Annotated in this window: 23 protein-coding genes; 14 read left to right on the plus strand and 9 right to left on the minus strand. The window is 33.7% G+C overall.

What is annotated here, in order from left to right; genetic code table 11:
* Positions 1-10 precede the first annotated feature (10 nt).
* From BM296_RS02450 to trxA, 4 genes are all read left to right on the plus strand, one after another.
* Complete coding sequence (locus tag BM296_RS02450) at positions 11-973, plus strand: YheT family hydrolase (protein ID WP_091901195.1); 963 nt, start codon at positions 11-13, stop codon at positions 971-973.
* 170 nt (positions 974-1,143) lie between these two features.
* Positions 1,144-1,623 (plus strand): c-type cytochrome, encoded by a 480-nt coding sequence (locus BM296_RS02455; RefSeq protein WP_027065743.1) that lies wholly within the window; start codon positions 1,144-1,146, stop codon positions 1,621-1,623.
* Positions 1,624-1,766: 143 nt separating this feature from the next.
* On the plus strand, positions 1,767-2,456 hold the full coding sequence (locus tag BM296_RS02460; protein WP_091901197.1) for a DsbA family oxidoreductase: 690 nt from the start codon (positions 1,767-1,769) through the stop codon (positions 2,454-2,456).
* Positions 2,457-2,492: 36 nt separating this feature from the next.
* On the plus strand, positions 2,493-2,789 hold the full coding sequence (gene trxA / locus BM296_RS02465) for a thioredoxin (RefSeq protein WP_027065741.1): 297 nt from the start codon (positions 2,493-2,495) through the stop codon (positions 2,787-2,789).
* Here the strand turns inward: trxA and BM296_RS02470 are convergent.
* From BM296_RS02470 to BM296_RS02480, 3 genes are all read right to left on the minus strand, one after another.
* Positions 2,786-3,895, minus strand: coding sequence for a lactonase family protein (locus BM296_RS02470; RefSeq protein ID WP_091901199.1), 1,110 nt, complete (start codon positions 3,893-3,895; stop codon positions 2,786-2,788). The two genes, trxA and BM296_RS02470, sit on opposite strands and share 4 nt — an antisense overlap.
* 68 nt (positions 3,896-3,963) lie before the next feature.
* A complete protein-coding gene (locus BM296_RS02475; protein ID WP_091901201.1) occupies positions 3,964-4,320 on the minus strand; it encodes a DUF2237 family protein in 357 nt (118 codons plus the stop codon).
* Between the two features lie 61 nt (positions 4,321-4,381).
* The gene (locus BM296_RS02480; protein WP_245786957.1) at positions 4,382-4,759 is read right to left on the minus strand and encodes a DoxX family protein; all 378 of its coding nucleotides are present in this window, start codon (positions 4,757-4,759) and stop codon (positions 4,382-4,384) included.
* Positions 4,760-4,810: 51 nt separating this feature from the next.
* On the opposite strand from BM296_RS02480, the gene BM296_RS02485 reads away from it, so the two are divergent.
* Complete coding sequence (locus BM296_RS02485; protein ID WP_091901203.1) at positions 4,811-5,185, plus strand: DoxX family protein; 375 nt, start codon at positions 4,811-4,813, stop codon at positions 5,183-5,185.
* Positions 5,186-5,310: 125 nt separating this feature from the next.
* Positions 5,311-5,580 carry a hypothetical protein gene (locus BM296_RS02490; protein WP_091901205.1) on the plus strand — a complete coding sequence of 90 codons (270 nt, stop codon included), beginning with the start codon at positions 5,311-5,313 and terminating at the stop codon, positions 5,578-5,580.
* A 28-nt stretch (positions 5,581-5,608) separates the two neighbouring features.
* Here the strand turns inward: BM296_RS02490 and BM296_RS02495 are convergent, their stop codons facing one another.
* Both BM296_RS02495 and BM296_RS02500 read right to left on the minus strand, forming a co-directional pair.
* On the minus strand, positions 5,609-7,234 hold the full coding sequence (locus BM296_RS02495; protein ID WP_091901207.1) for a SulP family inorganic anion transporter: 1,626 nt from the start codon (positions 7,232-7,234) through the stop codon (positions 5,609-5,611).
* Positions 7,235-7,317: 83 nt separating this feature from the next.
* On the minus strand, positions 7,318-8,292 hold the full coding sequence (locus BM296_RS02500; protein WP_091901209.1) for a phytanoyl-CoA dioxygenase family protein: 975 nt from the start codon (positions 8,290-8,292) through the stop codon (positions 7,318-7,320).
* Positions 8,293-8,436: 144 nt separating this feature from the next.
* Between BM296_RS02500 and BM296_RS02505 the strand changes: the two genes are divergently transcribed.
* Together BM296_RS02505 and BM296_RS02510 are read left to right on the plus strand one after the other, a co-directional pair.
* Complete coding sequence (locus BM296_RS02505) at positions 8,437-9,285, plus strand: AraC family transcriptional regulator (RefSeq protein ID WP_091901211.1); 849 nt, start codon at positions 8,437-8,439, stop codon at positions 9,283-9,285.
* A gap of 124 nt (positions 9,286-9,409) precedes the next feature.
* Positions 9,410-9,937, plus strand: coding sequence for a DUF421 domain-containing protein (locus BM296_RS02510; protein WP_027065734.1), 528 nt, complete (start codon positions 9,410-9,412; stop codon positions 9,935-9,937).
* Positions 9,938-9,992: 55 nt separating this feature from the next.
* Here the strand turns inward: BM296_RS02510 and BM296_RS02515 are convergent, their stop codons facing one another.
* Positions 9,993-10,907 carry a hypothetical protein gene (locus BM296_RS02515; RefSeq protein WP_027065733.1) on the minus strand — a complete coding sequence of 305 codons (915 nt, stop codon included), beginning with the start codon at positions 10,905-10,907 and terminating at the stop codon, positions 9,993-9,995.
* A 110-nt stretch (positions 10,908-11,017) separates the two neighbouring features.
* Here BM296_RS02515 and BM296_RS02520 point away from each other — a divergent pair, with 110 nt between their 5' ends.
* Positions 11,018-12,019 (plus strand): NAD(P)H-dependent glycerol-3-phosphate dehydrogenase, encoded by a 1,002-nt coding sequence (locus tag BM296_RS02520; protein ID WP_027065732.1) that lies wholly within the window; start codon positions 11,018-11,020, stop codon positions 12,017-12,019.
* Here BM296_RS02520 and BM296_RS02525 read toward each other — a convergent pair.
* The 3 genes from BM296_RS02525 to BM296_RS02535 all read right to left on the minus strand — a co-directional run bounded on the left by BM296_RS02525 (position 12,016) and on the right by BM296_RS02535 (position 15,811).
* Positions 12,016-13,683, minus strand: a complete 1,668-nt coding sequence (locus tag BM296_RS02525; RefSeq protein ID WP_091901213.1) for a glycerol-3-phosphate dehydrogenase/oxidase — start codon at positions 13,681-13,683, stop codon at positions 12,016-12,018. The two genes, BM296_RS02520 and BM296_RS02525, sit on opposite strands and share 4 nt — an antisense overlap.
* A 114-nt stretch (positions 13,684-13,797) precedes the next feature.
* Positions 13,798-15,291, minus strand: a complete 1,494-nt coding sequence (gene glpK / locus BM296_RS02530; protein ID WP_091901215.1) for a glycerol kinase GlpK — start codon at positions 15,289-15,291, stop codon at positions 13,798-13,800.
* A 163-nt stretch (positions 15,292-15,454) separates the two neighbouring features.
* Positions 15,455-15,811: a hypothetical protein gene (locus tag BM296_RS02535; RefSeq protein ID WP_027065729.1), complete on the minus strand. Its 357-nt coding sequence runs from the start codon at positions 15,809-15,811 to the stop codon at positions 15,455-15,457.
* An 82-nt stretch (positions 15,812-15,893) separates the two neighbouring features.
* Between BM296_RS02535 and BM296_RS02540 the strand changes: the two genes are divergently transcribed.
* From BM296_RS02540 to BM296_RS02560, 5 genes are all read left to right on the plus strand, one after another.
* Entirely contained in the window at positions 15,894-16,418 is a 525-nt protein-coding gene (locus tag BM296_RS02540) for a CvpA family protein (RefSeq protein WP_027065728.1), read from the plus strand.
* 188 nt (positions 16,419-16,606) lie between these two features.
* Positions 16,607-17,086, plus strand: coding sequence for a CAP domain-containing protein (locus tag BM296_RS02545; RefSeq protein WP_027065727.1), 480 nt, complete (start codon positions 16,607-16,609; stop codon positions 17,084-17,086).
* Positions 17,087-17,354: 268 nt separating this feature from the next.
* Positions 17,355-17,858: a CAP domain-containing protein gene (locus BM296_RS02550; RefSeq protein ID WP_177214909.1), complete on the plus strand. Its 504-nt coding sequence runs from the start codon at positions 17,355-17,357 to the stop codon at positions 17,856-17,858.
* A gap of 111 nt (positions 17,859-17,969) precedes the next feature.
* A complete protein-coding gene (locus BM296_RS02555) occupies positions 17,970-18,512 on the plus strand; it encodes a 3-hydroxyanthranilate 3,4-dioxygenase (protein WP_091901219.1) in 543 nt (180 codons plus the stop codon).
* Positions 18,509-18,880, plus strand: coding sequence for a DUF1304 domain-containing protein (locus BM296_RS02560; protein ID WP_091901222.1), 372 nt, complete (start codon positions 18,509-18,511; stop codon positions 18,878-18,880). The genes BM296_RS02555 and BM296_RS02560 overlap by 4 nt, the downstream gene beginning before the upstream one ends.
* The last annotated feature ends 56 nt before the right edge of the window (positions 18,881-18,936 follow it).

The following is an 18,936-nucleotide window of genomic DNA, read 5'->3' on the forward strand; positions in this document are numbered from 1 at the left end:
TTATATAAAGATGCCTTTAATAGATTCTTCATACAACCCGCCTTTATTTTTTAAAAACGGACACCTGTCTACCATATATTCTGGACTGGTAAGAAAGGTTGAAAATCTAGAACAAATACGCATTCGTATTACTTTGCCCGATTCTGACTTTTTAGACACCGACTGGAGTTATGGAAAATCTCCTTCAAACAAACTGGTAATAATAATTCATGGTTTAGAGGGTAGTACAAAACGGGCATATATAAAGGGAAGTGCTAAATTATTGACACAATCTGGCTTTGATGTTTGCGCTATAAACTTAAGAGGATGTAGTGGTACTGCAAATAAGCTCTTTCGCTCTTACCATTCTGGTGCCACCGAAGATTTACAAGCGGTCATTGAACATGTATTACAATTAGATGAATACACTAACATTTATTTACACGGTTTCAGTCTTGGTGGTAATCTGTTACTAAAGTACCTAGGTGAAGAAAGACAATTACCTAAAGAAATTAAAGGCGCGGTTGCTATTTCCGTTCCTTGTCAATTAGCAGATTCACTTCACCAGTTACTTCAATTTAAAAATGCATTGTATGCTAGAAGATTCAGAGGAAACCTTATTGATAAGCTAAAACTAAAACAAGAGCTCTTCCCTGATAATATCTCTGATACCGATATTGATAATATTAAAACTCTTAAAGACTTTGACGACATTTATACGAGTAGGGCTCATGGCTTTAAAGATGCAATGGATTATTACACAAAGAGCAGTAGTCTTCAATTTTTAGAAAATATTACGGTCCCAACGCTAATTATCAATGCTCTAAACGATTCTTTTTTAGGATCTGAATGTTACCCTATAGAAATTGCAAAACACCACAGAAACCTTTATCTAGAAACACCAAAATATGGGGGCCATGTTGGTTTTTATGGCAGCAACAACTTTACTTATGCAGAACGCCGTACATTAGAATTTTTAGAGAATCTCGCCTAAAACAAGCCTCTTAAATAGAACAGATATAAATTGATATCACAAATTTGTTAATTGCTTACTATTATTGGTGAAAATCCATAATACAACATTATTAAAATATACTGCAACCCCGCAAAAATTCATATATTAGTCGCTCATTTGATAGACAACATTTAAAATATAAAAAAGGTATGCGCAAATTATTCACTTTATTAGCTCTTAGCACATTGATTATCAGCTGCGGAGAAAAGAAAGAAGAGAAAAAAGAAGGTTTTGAAATGAACAGAACCAAAAAAGAAGTTAAAGCTGAAACAGCAAGCCAAAGTGTACCAGTAGATTTAGATAATAAAGGTGTTGGTCCTATAACTAGTGTCAAATTTGACGATACTATAAACGAGGAAATGGCTGCTGCCGGTAAAGAAAAATTTCAGGCAATTTGTACTGCTTGTCATATGGCAGAACAACGTATGATCGGACCTGCATTAAAAGGGGTTTACGAGCGTAGAAGTCCAGAATGGGTTATGAACATGATTATCAATCCTGATAAAATGTTGAAAGAAGATCCAATTGCAAAGGCATTATTGAAAGAATACAACAATGCTATTATGCTTAATCAAAATTTAAATGAAGAAGAGGCGCGTAACTTAGCAGAATACTTACGTACACTCTAAATTAAAACGCCAACCTAATACCGAAAACCCTTTCATATTTATGAAAGGGTTTTCTTTTTTTAAGCAACTCCCATTATCTTTATAAAAAGTATGTTTTCACCACTTTTTACGACCAAGTAGGGGTAATATGAAATGATCGAGATATGCAAAACGATAAAATAAAAATAGATATAGTTTCTGATGTAGCTTGCCCTTGGTGTTATGTTGGTAAGAAGAGATTAGAGAAAGCAATAGCGCAGTGGGATGGTGCCGAAATAGAAATAGAGTGGCATCCTTTTCAATTAGACCCTAATATTCCAAAAGAAGGATTGGATAGAGACACATACTTAACCAACAAATTTGGAAGTCTTGACGGTCCTCTTGAAATGACAAACCGCTTAATAGAAAGTGGGAAAGAAGAAGGTATTACTTTTAATTTTGGTAACAAATGGTTGGCCGTAAATACCTTACCATTACATCAACTATTACATATTGCAGGTGAAGAAGGATTTAAAGATGAATTGAAAGAACGTTTTATGAAAGCTTATTTTGATGAAAATCTTATTTTAAACGATGTTGATGTTTTAAGTTCCATCATGTCAGAATATGAATGGTCTGCTGAAAAAACACAGAATATACTTAATGATGACGCTATCGCATATGCGGTAAAACAAGAAATTGCACATTACCAACAACGTGGTGTTAATAGCGTTCCATTTTTTATAATCAATGATAAATTTGGTATTAGTGGTGCACAACCACCAGCTGCCTTTTTAGAAGCTTTTCAACAAGTGGCTCCTTTAAAAATTATAGGTATAGGAGACAGCTGCGACCCTAGTACTGGAGCTTGTTAATTTTAAAACTAATATAAAACTGATAAATCAAAAGATATGAAATCATCATTTTCTGAAATAATAAAAGGGGAAACTCCAGTTTTAGTAGACTTTTTTGCTGATTGGTGTGGACCATGTAAAACGCTTGCTCCTATTTTAAAGGAAGTAAAGGGAGACTTAGGCGACGCTATTAAAGTCGTTAAAATTGATGTAGATAAAAACCAAGCATTAGCCTCTCAATATCAAGTTAGGGGTGTGCCTACTATGATTTTGTTCAAAGATGGCAAGCAAGTCTGGAGACAGTCTGGAGTAGTTCCAAAAAACGACTTACTACAGGTCATTAAATCTAACTAGTAAAATTTTAAGCATACTGGACTAGGCAAATCAACCTGGCTTACAAAACCTAGGGTTCCATTCTCTGTATCCCTTTTAAAAACAACAATATTGTTGCTTCGTTGATTTGCTACCAGTACATATTTTCCTGAAGGATCAATAGTGAAATTTCTGGGCCAATCTCCTTTTACAGACTCTCTGCCCAACAATTTTAATTTTCCTGTAGTATCATCTATTTTAAAAATTACTACAGTATTCTCACCTCTGTTGGTACCATATAAAAATTTACCATCTGGAGATAAATGAAGATCTGCGCCATAGCTATCACCTTCAAAATCTGACGCTACCGTATCAAGGGTTTCAATACCATAATATTTATCTCCATCTTTTTTAAATACGGTAATGGTAGAATTCAACTCATTAATAACATAAAGATATTCTCCGTTAGCAGAAGTTACAAAATGTCTTGGCCCAGCACCTTCGGCAACCACCAATTCTTTCTGGTTACTTGCAACGAATTTTCCATTCAATTCACTGTATTTTTTTATTCTGTCTAACCCCAAGTCTGACACAATTAATTCATCATTTAAAAACGATGCCATGTGAGCGTGTGCCGTTTTACTTGTATCTATATGCTTATGATCAATTACTTGAGGAGACGGTTTAAGACTCCCATCTTTTAAAGCATTATAAATCGCTACATTTCCGCCGGTGTAATTGGCAACGGCAACTAATTTTCCATTTTCACTAACACCAACATAACATGGATTAGCACCATAAGTAGACTGTTCATTAACCTTAACAAGGGCTGTATCTTTAACTGTAAATGTGGTAATTGAACCATCATCCTTTTTGAAATCATTTACCTCGCTTACGGCATATAAAGAACTTCCGTTTGTAGAAAATGCTATATAAGAAGGATTCTTAATTTTTGCAGCTACTACTTTATTTTTTAATTCCCCGGTATCTAGATTGAAATTAAATCTATAGATTCCTTCACTATCACCATCTGTATAGGTTCCTACGAATAGTACCTCTTCATTTTTAACTTCTTCCACTTTACAGCTGTTTATAATACATAATGTGGTAATAGTTATTAAGACTACTACTATGGCTTTATATTTCATCCTTTAAAAATAAGAACAATTTTTACGCGCAACACCTATGTCGTAACAAAAATTGCTTTATTAAATGATTAGAACTTAGCCTCTAAAAGTGATGTAAAATCAATATAATCTAAGGTCTTTTTATGGGTAGCTTCTAAAACTACAGCAGGAGCAACACCAGCTTTATAAGCTTGTAACCAACGTTTAGCACATAAACACCATTTATCACCTGCTTTTAGACCTGGAAAATTATACATGGACAACGGAGTGATTAAATCATTTCCTTGATTTTTTGAGTATTCTAAAAATTCTTTGGTCATAACGGCGCATACTGTATGTGTGCCGCTATCTTCTAGTCCTGTTTTGCAGAAACCGTCACGATAAAAACCAGTTAGTGGCTCGTAACAACAGGCTATTAATTTGGTATTTAGAACATTAACTTCCATACTTTAAATTTTAAAGTTTCTTAATGAATTATCAAGGTAAATAATTTCTATACCATTAAAATCATTCATTTTCAAATCGAAATAAAATTACAAACAATATCATGTTTAAGACAGCATAAAATAAAGAAGGAAAAGATAATATAAATGGGTCTTTAATTTTAACTCTTACCATAAACCCAATAGCCATTAAAACCGCCAAACCTAAACTTGCTAATATTGCCCAATTTTTTGAAAAAAAACCAAGAAAAAGACCTAACGAGCCTAATAATTGAAGTAGACCTACCAAAACTCTAAATTTCTCTAAATCATATCTTTTAAACTCTAGAACCATAAAATTCGAGAACAAACAACTGATTCCAAAAAACAGAAATGATACTCCCGAAAATATGATAATCGCCTTGGTCAACCACATGTATTCTTTAAAATTTGTAAATAACATATCCAAGTTTAAAATATTTTGTTTAATTTTATTTCAAATATATTAAACAAAATGGATTATATCAGTATTCTAGCCAAAGTAATTATCTTCATATCAATAATTAATGTGTGGTTTTTTCGCTTTAATAAGAAAACAATGTACAGAGGAGGTGACGCTTCTTCAATGAAAGAAGAATTCGCCGCTTATGGATTATCAGAATCTACTATGTATTTTATTGGCGCCTTAAAAGTACTTAGTGCTCTAGGCTTAATAGTTTCAATCTGGGCACCTATGTTAACCCTACCTTCTGCCGGTTTAATGGCAATACTAATGGTAGGTGCCATATTAATGCATGTAAAGATTAAAGATTCACTAAAACAGTCAATGCCCGCAGCAATATTCCTACTACTATCTCTTTTTATTATTAGTCAATCCTACATGGTATAAATGGCTAAAAAAGATATGCTATCCTTGATAATTTAGAATCTTATAAGTAGCACCCATATATTAAAATAGATAAGATTTTATGTAACAAAACCTCCAAATTCTCTACATATAAGAAAGATATGACGATGGGATTCTCAGGGCATGCAACACAAGTTTTAAAGTCAAATAGGCTTTTACTTAAGAAAAGTAGAAGCTTTAGAGAATTACGTAAAGATTATATTGACTACTCACAAGAAACAAAACTTCACTTTAAAGAACTAACCGATCTTGAGCGTAAAGTAGTACGTGACAAAATAAGAGCTCAAGCCAAAAAAGATAACATACAAGAAATAGGTTTTTATATACTTTCTCTAGCTATTGTTTTAGGAATCTTTTACGCTATCTATCAATTTTAAGTAACAACAATACCTTAAGTAAGGTCTTCTATAAACCCCAAAGTTTAAATGGGTTTTTGGTTTCGGCATCTTTTGTTTTAGAAAGAGGCTTGTTTACCATAACCTTATATGTTGGGTCTTCCATAACATTTACCTCAATAATTTCTTCAGCATCAGCTAATAAACGAATGCAGTCTTTACTTAAATGACGTAGATGAAGTTTTTTACCGACTTTGGCATATCGTTCTGTAATTTTATTCAAGGCTTCTATACCACTCATATCAGCAATACGGCTTTCTTTAAAATCGATAATTACTTCATTTGGATCTCCTTGAACATCGAATTTTTCATTAAAAAGTGTTGTAGAACCGAAGAATAAAGGTCCGTAGATTTCATAATGCTTAACACCAAATTCATCAACGTATTTTCTAGCTCTAATTCTTTTAGCACTTTCCCAAGCAAATACTAATGCTGAAATTATTACTCCTATCAAAACTGCCAACGCTAAATTGTGTAAAATAACCGTAATTAAAGTTACCAAAATCATTACAAAAATATCTGATTTAGGCATTCTTCTAAAAGCTTTAAAACTTGCCCATTCAAATGTACCTACCGATACCATGACCATAACCCCTACTAATGCAGCTATAGGAACAAGTTCTATTACAGGTGCTCCAAACAATATTATTAACAATATAGTTAACGCAGCAATTATACCAGACAACCGAGCTCTTGAACCAGCGGATAGATTAACCAATGTTTGTGCAATCATTGGACAACCACCCATTCCTCCAAAAAATCCATTCAATATATTTGCTCCTCCTTGAGCCAAACACTCTCTGTTACTATTACCTTTTGTACCAGTAATCTCATCTACCAAGTTTAACGTAAGCAATCCTTCTGTAAGTCCAACTGCTGCCATTATTAATCCGTACGGTAAAATAATTTTAAAGGCTTCTAATGTAAAAGGAATAGTTGGTATATGAAAAGAGGGTAAAGACCCACTAAGCGACTTTAGTTCTTCTCCAGGTAGCGTGTCTTGATTGATGATATCCACTACTTGTTTGGTATCAATATTTAAAAAATACACCACTATAAAAACCACAATAATCCCTATTAATGAAGCTGGGACTGCTTTGGTAATTCTAGGAACAAAAACAATTATTGCAATTGTAAATAACACCAAGCCTACCATAGTGTACATGGCAGAACCGGTAAGCCAAACTGCAGCATCTCCTACGCCTACCTTAAATTGGTCCATTTGGGCCATAAAAATAATAATGGCCAAACCATTAACAAACCCAAACATAACGGGCTGTGGTACCAAACGAATAAACTTACCAAGCTTTAAAAAACCTACAATCAACTGAAATACACCTGCCAAAGCAACTGCTGCAAAAACGTATTCTAGACCGTGAGAATTCATTAGTGCCATTAGTACAACCACGGTCGCACCTGCTCCACCAGAAATTAATCCTGGTCTACCACCAAAAATTGCAGTAACCAATCCCATTATAAAAGCACCATACAAACCTACTAATGGTGAAAATCCTGCAAGAATTGCAAACATCAATGATTCTGGAATCATTGTCATAGCGACCGTTAAGCCCGCTAAAATTTCATTTTTATAATCTACCTTCTGATTGAAATCGAATAAATTGAAAACCTTCGCCATGTTCCTCTAACTTTAAAGGGCGCAAAAATAGTAATATTTACTGGCCTCACCACAAACCTGCTAATTATTACCAAATTATCTGTCTACCAGTCTTTTAATCCCAATAATCTTTCTCCTAACGGTGATAGTTTAGCAGTTTCATATTTGGTTTGTTCCCATTTACGCGGATCACCCGGAAATGCATACCCTTCAGGGGCGATTTTGTTCTTCCAAGAGTTGACTCTCCAATTACGCATTTCTTCATTTTCTGGCTCAGCTGGCATCATTGAAATGTACTGTGCTATCCTAACTTTATCTTCAGATTTATTAGGTCTTATACCATGTGGTTGGGTACTATTGAAAATCAATAAATCTCCCGCATTCATTTTTACTTTTACAATTTTATCTTCCAAACCATCTAAAGAAGGTTGAAAACGGTCTCTATCATCTGGTTGTGATAATTTCCAAGAATCATAATTGCGGTACAACCATGGTATACATTGAAAGCCACCCATATTCTCATCATCTTGATCAGCCAATGCCAATACTCCTTGAACGTTTTGTGGTTTGGTTTCCGGATCATAATCCCAATGAATAAATCCTTTCTTTTCTACTCCCTTAGGTAATGGAAAATTGAGATTAGCTCGATCAATGGTCACCCATAACTTTTCTGTTCCCCATACATCTACAAATGCATCATATACTCTTTGCATTTGTCTATTGTTCCATAAATGTTGATGGTTGTAAACCTCAACCATACCTGTTCCAGTTAATTCTTTCATTTGCATTTCTGCTCTTGGTGGCGCGTACCATGTTGAAGAATCTGTAGGATTCTTTTCATCAAATTCCCAAAGAAAATCAGCGGTTGCTTTTGCCTGGTCTAAAGGCACTGCATTTTTAATGACAATGTATCCGTTCTCTATCCAAAATTTCCAATCCTCTTCGCTGAGTACACGAAGTGAATTTCCATTAGAACGATCATTTAATTTTTGTTTACTACTAGTTGCGGTAGATGGATTTCCTGGAATATCTTTGTGTGCTTTATTACCTTGCTCTACAATATTTTTAGTCTGTTTCATAATGTTTGATTTAAGTTATTGTTCATATCAAAACTATTGAGTCTTAGCAACTTAAACCACCGTAATATTGACCATAATTTGAACAATATTGATTTATAAAACCCTAAACACATAAATTATCTGCAATTTTGTTACATTTATCGAATGAAGATTGAACTAGAAACCATCGATTCTAACTCTAAAAGTCCGTTCAGACTTTTGCACGACCCCAAGTTGAGCCATCTTTTCTTTTGGCATTTTCATCCAGAATATGAGCTAGTATATATTGAGAATGCAAATGGAACTAGACATGTTGGCGACCACATTTCTGAATTCGAAGAAACAGACTTAGTTCTTATTGGATCTAATATTCCCCACTTAAATTTCGACTATGGCGTCAATACAGATTATCGTAAAGAAGTTTTACATATTAAACCCAGTTTTAAGAACACATTTGTAGACCCTTTACCAGAATTACAAAGCCTAAATAGATTATTAGATTTATCACGCTACGGAATTGCATTTCATGGCGAAACAAAGAAAGAAGTGGGTAATTTATTAAAGGAACTGCACACTCTTAAACCTTTTGAATATTTTATGGCTATTATGAGTATTCTTAAAAGATTGTCGCAAAGCAATGAGTTCGAATTACTTCATAAGAAGCCTTATAAAAATAGATACAGTAAAAAAGAGCAAAGCAGAATACGTGATATTTATGCACTAATTGATGAACGTTACCAAGGTAAAATTTCTGTAGATGAAGTTGCTAAATTCTGTAATTTAACGAAACCAGCGTTCTGCCGATATTTTAAAAAAGCTACCGGCAGTACTTTTATAGAATTCTTAAATCAATATCGTATTAGCCAGTCTAAACGCATGTTACTTACTGGAAAAAATGTAACTGAAACATGCTTTGAATGTGGTTTTGAAAGTCTTTCTTATTTCAATAGAACATTTAAGAAAGTAACAGGGGAAAATCCATCTGCGTTCAAAAAAAGATTGCACACCAGTTAAATGAAGCATCATTATAGGCAATAGAGGAAACTTATAAAGTGAGACCATATTATTTTTAGAAAAATATTATTAATCTGTACAGCATAGCACATTTGCGACACTGTTTAGTTTCTAAAAAACAACCATGGAAATCTTTGATCCACTTTCTTTGAAAACCGTTTTACAAATGTGTATTGCGGCTGTTTTCATCTATTTATATATTATGTTCGTTACTAGAGTAACCGGTAAAAGAACATTTGCAAAAATGACAAGTTTCGATTTTGCCGTTACTATTGCAATGGGGTCTATTCTTGCTGATGCAGTAAACAAACCTGTTTCTAGTTTGATGCCTGCAATTGTCTCTCTTGCCCTATTGGCAGGATTACAAGCCATATTCGCAAAAATACTATCATCTTCTGATACGGCTCAAAAAGTTATAACAAACACTCCCATTTTATTAATGAAGAATGGTGTTATTCTTAGAGAAAATTTAAATAAAGCTTTGGTAAGTCAAGCTGATTTAATGGGGAAGTTACGAGAGGCTAATGTTTTACAACTATCCCAAGTAAAGGCAGTCATATTTGAAACAACTGGAGATATTTCCGTTTTACATTCAGAAGACCAAATAGATATTGATGCTATAATTATGGAAGATGTTAAATCTGATACTTAAAAAAAATGCCCTATTCAAATTGAATAGGGCATTCTTAAGACAATCAACTTAAAAACTATTTTGCTTTCTTCCTTTCAACATTCATTGTTGGGTTAGAAGATTTACTTCTCTTTTTACTCTCTGCACTTTTACTAGACTTCAAATACTCTTGGTAACCCCTTCCTTTAAATTCGTAAGTAGTTCCACTATCTGGGTGATATAATTCTATAGTGCTATCGTTTATTACATATAGTTCAAAATAATCATCACCCATAAAATTATAGTCTAAAGTCAATGTTTTCAATGAATTATCACCCTGTATATTGTACACTTGGTAATCACCTTCAAAATCCCATTGTAAATAAGAAATATTCGTATTTGGGGCATCTAAAGAAGACCTGAAAAAACGTGGTAAAAACTGTAGGTAATTTTCATTATCAAAATCATTTAATGCACCTGTTTCACTGGTATAGATTTTCTCCCAAGCATCATACTCTTGTATGAAGTAGTTGATATTATCATAGAATACCGTGTTATAATCAAAATTATTAATCTGGTACCCTTTCAAATAATAAGAAGTATCTGTACTGGCATCATACAACTCAATGGTATTATTATTAACCGCGTAAACTTCTAAAAACCAAGACCCGTCAATATCATGATCTATATCTACTGTACCTCTTAGGGTACCATAAGTACCTACATCAATACCATAGCCACCACCTGTTTTACCTATACCAACAATGTTATTATTAGCATATAATACGCCGCGATCAAAAGAAACCGTAAACGCCCTTTGTAAAAAAGGAACCTCACCATTACCACGTGTTGCATTGATATCTACATACCAAAGGTCATAGCTTTGCAAAACTTGATCTGTATTAAAAGCTGACTCTTCTATAAAATCATCTTCAATAATTACCTCTGTATAACAAGAAACCATTAAAGTGGCCAAAAGGAAATATCCTGTGAGTAGTTTTATTGTTTTCATATGATTTGATTTAAAAGATTATCTACCTAGAAACAATCTCTATGCCAAAATTTAAATAAGACTGATACTAATCATATTATGAGCATCTAAATATTTGGTAAATTTACACCATGAACAAGGATGCGAAATTTGCGGTTTTAGGAGGTGGAAGTTGGGCTACGGCTATTGTTAAGATGTTGACCAACAACCAAAAACAAGTAGGTTGGTATATGAGAAATACCGATGCTATTGAACATATAAAAACTCAAAAACACAATCCAAATTACCTTACTTCGGTTGAATTTAAACCTGAGCAATTACTCTTAACCAGTGATATCAATGAAGCAGTCGACAATGCAGATGTTTTGATTTTTGCAATTCCTTCTGCCTTTTTAGTAGGTGAATTAGAAAATTTAACCTCTTCACTAAAAGACAAAATTATTTTTTCCGCTATTAAGGGTATCGTACCTGAATCTGGATTAATAGTTGGCGAGCATTTTCATGAAGTTTTTAAAATACCATTTGATCACATTGGTGTTATTACCGGTCCATGCCATGCAGAAGAAGTTGCTATGGAACGCCTTTCATATTTAACGATTGCATGTGCAGATAAAGAAAAAGCCCAACTGATAGCGAAAAACTTATCAAGTAATTACATTAAAACGAATATTAGTAAGGATATCATTGGTACAGAATATGCCGCAATGCTAAAAAATATATATGCTATTGCAGCTGGAATTGCCCATGGTCTGGGATATGGAGATAATTTTCAAAGTGTATTGATGAGCAATGCAATTCGTGAAATGAAGCGATACACTAAACGTATTCATAACCTGGATCGTAACATTAATAAATCTGCCTACTTAGGGGATTTATTGGTTACAGGATACTCCATTTTTAGCCGAAACAGAATGTTCGGCAATATGATAGGTAAAGGGTACACGGTAAAAAGTGCACAAATGGAAATGAGTATGATCGCTGAAGGATATTACGCAGCAAAAAGCGCTTATAACATTAAAGAAAACTTCAGCAAAAAGGTTAAAACACCTATTATAGATGCTGTCTATAAAGTTCTCTATGAAAATAAGAATCCTAAAAAGGTTTTCCACGATTTAACCGACAAACTAGATTAAGGTCTTTCTAAAGAAAAATCTGAATGTTCTTTTAGTTCAGCATTAAGAGTTGTTCTCCATTCTTCAACTCTAGCATCGTCGACGCCAAATCTAAGTTTAAATTCTGCTAATATAGGCTCCATAAGAGTTCTTATACTGTCAATATCGAAATATAATCTACCCGTTCTTCTTATAAAGAAGTCCATTGGGTTCTGTACCATTTCATAATCAATACCAAATGCTAATTCTGCCTTAGCTAAACGAACATATTTATCTTCGTCAACTAATGTAGCGTAAGTTTCAAGGATCTTAGAGGTTTGTTTACCATAATTAGTTACTAAAAACCAAGCATCATGTTTGGTAAAACCTTCTTCTTTAATTTCACTATACACCTGATCAATGTATTTTTTAACGTGTTTAAATTTCTTGAAATTATCATTTCCACTTAAAAATATCTTCTCGGTGTAGCAATCTTTTAATTCAATATCATGCTCATCCTCCATCTTTTTAGCAATACGGTCTACCACTCTTTCCGCCATTTTACGGTAACCTGTTAACTTACCACCTGCAATACTTATTAAGCCCGAGTCTGATACAAAAATCTCGTCTTTTCTTGATAATTCTGAAGCAGATTTACCTTCTTCATGTATTAAAGGACGTAAACCTGCCCAAGAAGAAACAATATCATCTAACTCTAAATTAATATCTGGAAACATGTTATTCACCGCTGAAATTAAATAGATGGCATCGGCTATATTTGTTGTTACCTTGTCTTTATTATCATTATAGTTTGTATCTGTAGTACCAACATAGGTGATTTTACCTCTAGGTATAGCAAACATCATTCTACCGTCTGGAATATCAAAATACACAGATTGTTTAACCGGTAATTTCTCATAAGGGAATACCAAATGCACACCTTTGGTTAAATGAAGTTGTTTCCCTTTTTTAGAATTGTTTAAACTTCTTAAATCATCTACCCATGGGCCAGCTGCACTGATTACGTATTTAGATTTAATCGTAAATTCTTGACCTGTAACCTCATCTGTTGCTTTTACTCCGGCAACTTTCTCATTTTCATATATAAACGCGTTCACTTTGGCATAATTTAACGCCTGTGCTCCAAATAACAAACTTGTTTTAATGTTTTCAATAGTTAAACGGGCGTCATCCGTTCTGTATTCGGCATAATATCCCGCACCGTTTAAAATTTTCTTAGGTAATAAAGGCTCCAACTTCATAGCCTCCTTCTTTTCTATCATTTTTCGTTTATCGTCTCCAGATACCTGAGCCAGAATATCATAAACTTTAAGACCAATAGATGTTAACCATTTACCATAAGAGCCATTTTCAATTAACGGTAATAACATCTTCTCTGGCAATACCAAATGTGGCGCTAATTTATGTACAATTGCACGTTCAGAACCTACTTCTTTTACCAACCAAAAATCGAACTGTTTTAAATAACGAAGACCACCATGAATTAATTTGGTTGACTTACTACTAGTACCAGAAGCAAAATCACCTTTTTCCAGCAAAGCGACCTTTAATCCGCGAGATGCGGCGTCTAATGCTATTCCACCTCCAGTAATTCCACCACCAATAACCACTAAATCAAAATCTTCAGATTTTAGATTATCTATTGTTTTTTGGCGTTCCAAATTGGTGAATTTTATATATTTCATCAGTAGCGATCTATTTAGTTATTTAAAAGGTACTTATATAAATAAAGCAAAGTTAAAGCCCATTACCTCCTATTCTATGCTCTAAAGAATTAAAAAATTGTAAAATTGATTCGTCTACAATTCTTCGTCTTCCCATCCTTTGGTGCGTTCTACCGCTTTCTGCCATTTTTTATACAGACGCTTTCTTTTTACCCTATCAAAAGTTGGTTTAAAGATTCTGTCCATTGGTCTGCTTTCATCAATATCCGATTGCTTCCAAAAACCTACTTGTATTCCTGCAAGAAATGCAGCTCCCATGGCTGTAGATTCAATTATCTCTGGTCTATGAACTTCAGAATCCAAAATATCGGCTTGAAATTGCATTAAATGATTGTTGGCACATGCACCACCATCTACACGAAGGTTTTTAAGTTGAATACCAGAATCATCTTCCATTGCTTTTAAAATATCTTTGGTCTGATATGCCAACGCTTCTAAAGTTGCCTTTGCTAAATGTGCTTTGCCTGTATCCCTAGTTAACCCGAAAACGGCACCTCTTGCATACATATCCCAGTAGGGTGCTCCTAAGCCTGCAAATGCAGGAACTACATAAACAGGATTTTCACCTTCAATAGAGTTAGCCAGTTCCTCCGTTTCATTTGCATCTTCTATAAGCTCTAAACCATCTCTTAACCATTGTATAGCCGCCCCTGCAATGAAAATACTGCCTTCTAAAGCATAATTAACCTTACCATCTAAACCGTAGGCAATCGTAGTTAAAAGTCCGTTTTTAGAAAACTGTGGTTTTTCTCCGGTATTCATCAACATAAAACAACCTGTGCCGTATGTGTTTTTTGCAGTGCCCTTCTTAAAACAAGCTTGACCAAAAAGAGCCGCTTGTTGATCCCCGGCAATACCTGCAATAGGAATCTTTATACCATCAATTTCGTAATCGCCAAAATGAGCCGAAGATGGCTTTACTTCTGGCAACATAGATTTTGGTATCTCAAGAACCTTTAACATTTTATCGTCCCATTTTAGATTTACAATATCATAAATCATGGTTCTTGACGCATTGGTATAATCGGTACAATGCTTTTGATCTTTCGTCATATTCCAAACCAACCAAGTATCTATAGTGCCCATCAATAAATCACCCGCTTGGGCTTTCTTTTTTGCGCCATCTACATTATCAAGTATCCATTTTACCTTGGTTCCAGAAAAATAAGAGTCAATGACTAAACCCGTGGTCTTCTTAACATGCTCTGTTAATCCAATTTTTTTAAGGTGTTCGCAAATGTTTGCTGTTCGTTTATCTTGCCAAACAATTGCATTATATACAGGCTCACCGGTGTTTTTATCCCAGACAACAGTAGTTTCTCTCTGGTTGGTAATACCAATACCCACTATTTCTGTAGGTTTCACTTTTTCCTTTTCCAGAAGCTCTTTTAAAACTTCTAACTGTGAGGATAATATTTCTTTTGGATCGTGTTCTACCCAACCAGATTTAGGAAATATCTGCTTAAATTCTTTTTGAACCATTCCTTGAATAGTTCCATCATGGTCAACCAATAAAGCTCTAGAGCTCGTTGTACCTTGATCTAATGATACTATAAATTGCCTTGCCATGTGTTTTTAAGTTATTTCTTTAAATATAGCAGATTTAATACCTAATTCAAATATGAACTATAGAGGTATTAAGAATTTCTATAAAATGAAAAAATAACCTGAAGAAGATTTATCAAGTCAACACACGTACTACATAAAAAAAGGATAAATTTTTAAGCTTAATCTAATTTATAAACTCTTTTTCTACAAAATAAGAAACAATAGCCTCTTTCATTAAAACAGTTTGCTCCCCCGCTTTTAATGTTGGCAATTCTTCAACCACGTTATAATGCGGCCAACCTTCTTCATCAAAAAAACTAAACTCATAAAAACCATAAGGTTCTAAAAGACGACAGATGGCAATGTGCATTAAATCTAATTTATCATCCTTTTTATACTTTCTATGGTATTGCCCTAATTCTTGCACTCCGACTAAATAAATTATAGCATCTAACTCCAAAGGATCACCATCAGAAAACTTTCCAGAAAGCTTTTCCACCAAATAATCCCATCGTTCTTTTAATTGTATATCCCTAGCCATATAAATTTGTTGAGCCTGTAGTAAGGTACAGACCTTGCAAAGGTACAAATCAAAGTTCTATCTTTGTTAAAACACTTTACTAATGGGACTTTTGGATATTTTACTTGGATTACCCTTAATTTGGGGGCTATGGAAGGGATATAAAAATGGTCTTTTTATGGAAATAGCCTCTATTGTGGCATTAGTTGCCGGCATTTTTGGGGCAATCCATTTTTCATACATTACGGGTAACTACCTATCGGAACATTTAGATTGGGATGAAAGAAATATGAGTATTATAGCTTTTATTATTACATTAATTCTCATAATTATCATCGTTAATCTTGCAGGTAAAATATTGACCAAAGTTGCCAACTTTGCCATGCTTGGCTCTTTAAATAAAATTGCAGGTGGAATTTTTGGGGTTTTAAAGGTTGCTATTCTTTTAGGTGCCGCTTTCATATTTTTTGACCGAATGGATAACACATTTGGTCTAATAAAAGAGGAAACTAAACAGGAGTCTGTTCTCTACCAACCAATTAAGGATATTGGAGCACTAATTTTTGATACAGTATTGAAAAGTGAAGTATTGCCAAAAGAGTCTACCGAAGAACCTGTTACCATATAACTACACTGAACGCTAATCTTACTTTTTATACACTTTATCGAATAAGCATTTTTGTTATCATCCTGCATTTAATTTTTCAATAATATTACTATATCGATAACCCAAATCGATTTAGAGAACTTAGAACATTCTCGTTTTTCTTACCTACTACGCTACGCCGAGAGGCTACATAATTAAAAGACACTTATATGAAAATGAGATTGCTTTATGCGGTCCCTGTCTTTTTATTACTTTTTCTTGGTTCTTGCACTAGCGACTCTGTTGATGATACGCCGGTACTTGAAGCTGAAAATGTATTAACTATAGAACAGGACCTTCTAGAAATTGTCAATGAGCATCGATTAAGCTTAAATACCAATACTTTGGAATTTAGCGATGTGGCATACAAATACGCGAACCTTCATACTGATTACATGATATCTAAGGGCAGCATTAGTCATGATAATTTTAGCTCAAGAGCATCTAATATTAATACTGAGATAGCTGTTGAAATGGTAGCAGAGAACGTTGCCAAAGATTATCAAACTGCCATTGAAGCTTTTGAAGGTTGGTATACAAGTAGCAGTCATAAAAAAACCATGGAAGGAGATTTTACTCACACCGGTATTAGTGTAAAGAAAGACGATTTGGGTAATTATTATTTTACCCAACTATTTTACAAGCAATAATCAACTAGCTATTATTACCTAAAAACAGATAATTTTTAACTGCAGTTTAACCCATATGGGTTGACATGGTTCTTTAGTCGGACAAAGTGGGAAAAATCATATTAAATACACTTTTTGACGTTGAAATTTTACTTGTATTTTATCGATGAGGACCGTTTTTATCAATAGACGTAGCTTAACGAGTTTTTTGCCCTCTCTATAGATGTTTTTCTTCTTACCATTTACGTTGAGCCTATTTTTGAAACTCAATAAAAAAAGTTTCCCACTTATGAAGTACACATTAACTTACTTAGTATTAATCATTTCGCTATTATCATCTTGTTCTAAATATGAAAACTTTGCAGGATATGACAATGCAGAGGAACCTTTAACAAATTTTACTTTAGCTTCTTCTGAATCTCACAGTACTTTAGAAGATGAGCTTTTTGAAATGATAAATGATCATAGAGTTAATTTAGGTTTAAATGCATTGGTATTTGAAAGTACCACCTATTATTATGCAAATCTTCATACAGCCTATATGATTTCTAAAGGAAATACCAGTCATGATAATTTTACCAAACGTGCAGAGAATATTGCAAAAAGGACAGATGCTATCTTTATTGCTGAAAATGTAGCAAGAAATTACGATACTATAGAAGAGGTTTTCGATGCTTGGAAAAAAAGTTCTGGGCATAGAGAAAATATAGAAGGCGATTACGATTATTCTGCAATTAGCATTATACAGAATAGCCATGGTGATTTTTATTTTACACAAGTATTTTTTAGATAAGCTTAAAAGAAACTAATTTTATAATAGCCTTTGTAATTCAAAGGCTTTTTTTATGCTTAACTTTTAGGTAAGAAATAACGGTTTATTTAACTTTCACTTAAATTCATAAAAATGAGTATACAAGCACCATTTAATCTAACTAAATGGATAGAGGAAAACCGAGGGCTTCTTAAGCCACCGGTAGGAAATAAAAACCTATATAAAGATGCCGGAGACTATATTGTTATGATCGTTGCCGGACCTAACGCTAGAAAAGACTACCATTATAATGAAACAGAAGAGCTTTTCTATCAACTTGAAGGCGAAATAGAAGTACACATTCAAGAAGATGGTAAAAAAAGAACCATGCAACTAGGACCTGGTGATATGTATTTACATCCTGCCAAAGTGCCCCATTCCCCTGTGCGTAAAGAAGGTTCTATTGGTTTAGTCATAGAGCGTAAACGTGCAAACATGAATGTTGATGACGGCTTATTATGGTTCTGCGATAATTGCAATCACAAGCTATATGAAGCTTATTTTACGCTTCATGATATTGAAAAAGATTTCCTTTCACATTTTAAGCATTTTTACAGTTCAAAAGAATTAAGAACTTGCGATAATTGCGGCACTGTTATGCCTGTAGACGAACGTTTTATAGCTAAAGAAGAATGATAATTATAGCCAAAATTATTACCGCACTTGTTGCGCTCATACATATTTACATTCTTTGGATAGAAATGTTCTCATGGACCACTACTGGCAAAAAAGTATTTAAAAATTTTCCTAAAGATTTATTTGAACCTACCATACAAATGGCAGCCAACCAAGGTCTCTATAATGGTTTCTTAGCAGCTGGTTTAATTTGGTCATTTTTAATAGATAGTACAGAATGGTCAACAAACGTTGCTCTTTTCTTTTTAGGCTGTGTTACCGTTGCAGGTATTTACGGTGCTATTTCTGTAAGTAAAAAAATATTCATTATCCAGAGCATACCTGCTTTGATCGGAATTGTTTTATGGTCTATCATAAAATTTTCATAGTTTCAATTAGTTCTACTTGTGGATAAAATTCTTTGTATTTTTGTAATATATCTAAC

The sequence above is a fragment of the Maribacter stanieri genome, from assembly GCF_900112245.1.
GTDB lineage: Bacteria > Bacteroidota > Bacteroidia > Flavobacteriales > Flavobacteriaceae > Maribacter > Maribacter stanieri.

Bases quoted from the DNA above. Each gene is read 5' to 3' on its own strand.
- BM296_RS02510 (WP_027065734.1), top strand. From the start codon at position 9,410: ATGGAAATCTTTGATCCACTTTCTTTGAAAACCGTTTTACAAATGTGT.
- BM296_RS02475 (WP_091901201.1), bottom strand. From the start codon at position 4,320: ATGGAAGTTAATGTTCTAAATACCAAATTAATAGCCTGTTGTTACGAG.
- BM296_RS02550 (WP_177214909.1), top strand. From the start codon at position 17,355: ATGAAGTACACATTAACTTACTTAGTATTAATCATTTCGCTATTATCA.
- BM296_RS02490 (WP_091901205.1), top strand. From the start codon at position 5,311: ATGGGATTCTCAGGGCATGCAACACAAGTTTTAAAGTCAAATAGGCTT.
- BM296_RS02555 (WP_091901219.1), top strand. From the start codon at position 17,970: ATGAGTATACAAGCACCATTTAATCTAACTAAATGGATAGAGGAAAAC.
- BM296_RS02480 (WP_245786957.1), bottom strand. From the start codon at position 4,759: ATGTTATTTACAAATTTTAAAGAATACATGTGGTTGACCAAGGCGATT.
- BM296_RS02540 (WP_027065728.1), top strand. From the start codon at position 15,894: ATGGGACTTTTGGATATTTTACTTGGATTACCCTTAATTTGGGGGCTA.
- BM296_RS02525 (WP_091901213.1), bottom strand. From the start codon at position 13,683: ATGAAATATATAAAATTCACCAATTTGGAACGCCAAAAAACAATAGAT.
- BM296_RS02535 (WP_027065729.1), bottom strand. From the start codon at position 15,811: ATGGCTAGGGATATACAATTAAAAGAACGATGGGATTATTTGGTGGAA.
- BM296_RS02545 (WP_027065727.1), top strand. From the start codon at position 16,607: ATGAAAATGAGATTGCTTTATGCGGTCCCTGTCTTTTTATTACTTTTT.
- BM296_RS02460 (WP_091901197.1), top strand. From the start codon at position 1,767: ATGCAAAACGATAAAATAAAAATAGATATAGTTTCTGATGTAGCTTGC.
- BM296_RS02455 (WP_027065743.1), top strand. From the start codon at position 1,144: ATGCGCAAATTATTCACTTTATTAGCTCTTAGCACATTGATTATCAGC.
- BM296_RS02500 (WP_091901209.1), bottom strand. From the start codon at position 8,292: ATGAAACAGACTAAAAATATTGTAGAGCAAGGTAATAAAGCACACAAA.
- trxA (WP_027065741.1), top strand. From the start codon at position 2,493: ATGAAATCATCATTTTCTGAAATAATAAAAGGGGAAACTCCAGTTTTA.
- BM296_RS02485 (WP_091901203.1), top strand. From the start codon at position 4,811: ATGGATTATATCAGTATTCTAGCCAAAGTAATTATCTTCATATCAATA.
- glpK (WP_091901215.1), bottom strand. From the start codon at position 15,291: ATGGCAAGGCAATTTATAGTATCATTAGATCAAGGTACAACGAGCTCT.
- BM296_RS02520 (WP_027065732.1), top strand. From the start codon at position 11,018: ATGAACAAGGATGCGAAATTTGCGGTTTTAGGAGGTGGAAGTTGGGCT.
- BM296_RS02560 (WP_091901222.1), top strand. From the start codon at position 18,509: ATGATAATTATAGCCAAAATTATTACCGCACTTGTTGCGCTCATACAT.
- BM296_RS02470 (WP_091901199.1), bottom strand. From the start codon at position 3,895: ATGAAATATAAAGCCATAGTAGTAGTCTTAATAACTATTACCACATTA.
- BM296_RS02495 (WP_091901207.1), bottom strand. From the start codon at position 7,234: ATGGCGAAGGTTTTCAATTTATTCGATTTCAATCAGAAGGTAGATTAT.
- BM296_RS02450 (WP_091901195.1), top strand. From the start codon at position 11: ATGCCTTTAATAGATTCTTCATACAACCCGCCTTTATTTTTTAAAAAC.
- BM296_RS02505 (WP_091901211.1), top strand. From the start codon at position 8,437: ATGAAGATTGAACTAGAAACCATCGATTCTAACTCTAAAAGTCCGTTC.
- BM296_RS02515 (WP_027065733.1), bottom strand. From the start codon at position 10,907: ATGAAAACAATAAAACTACTCACAGGATATTTCCTTTTGGCCACTTTA.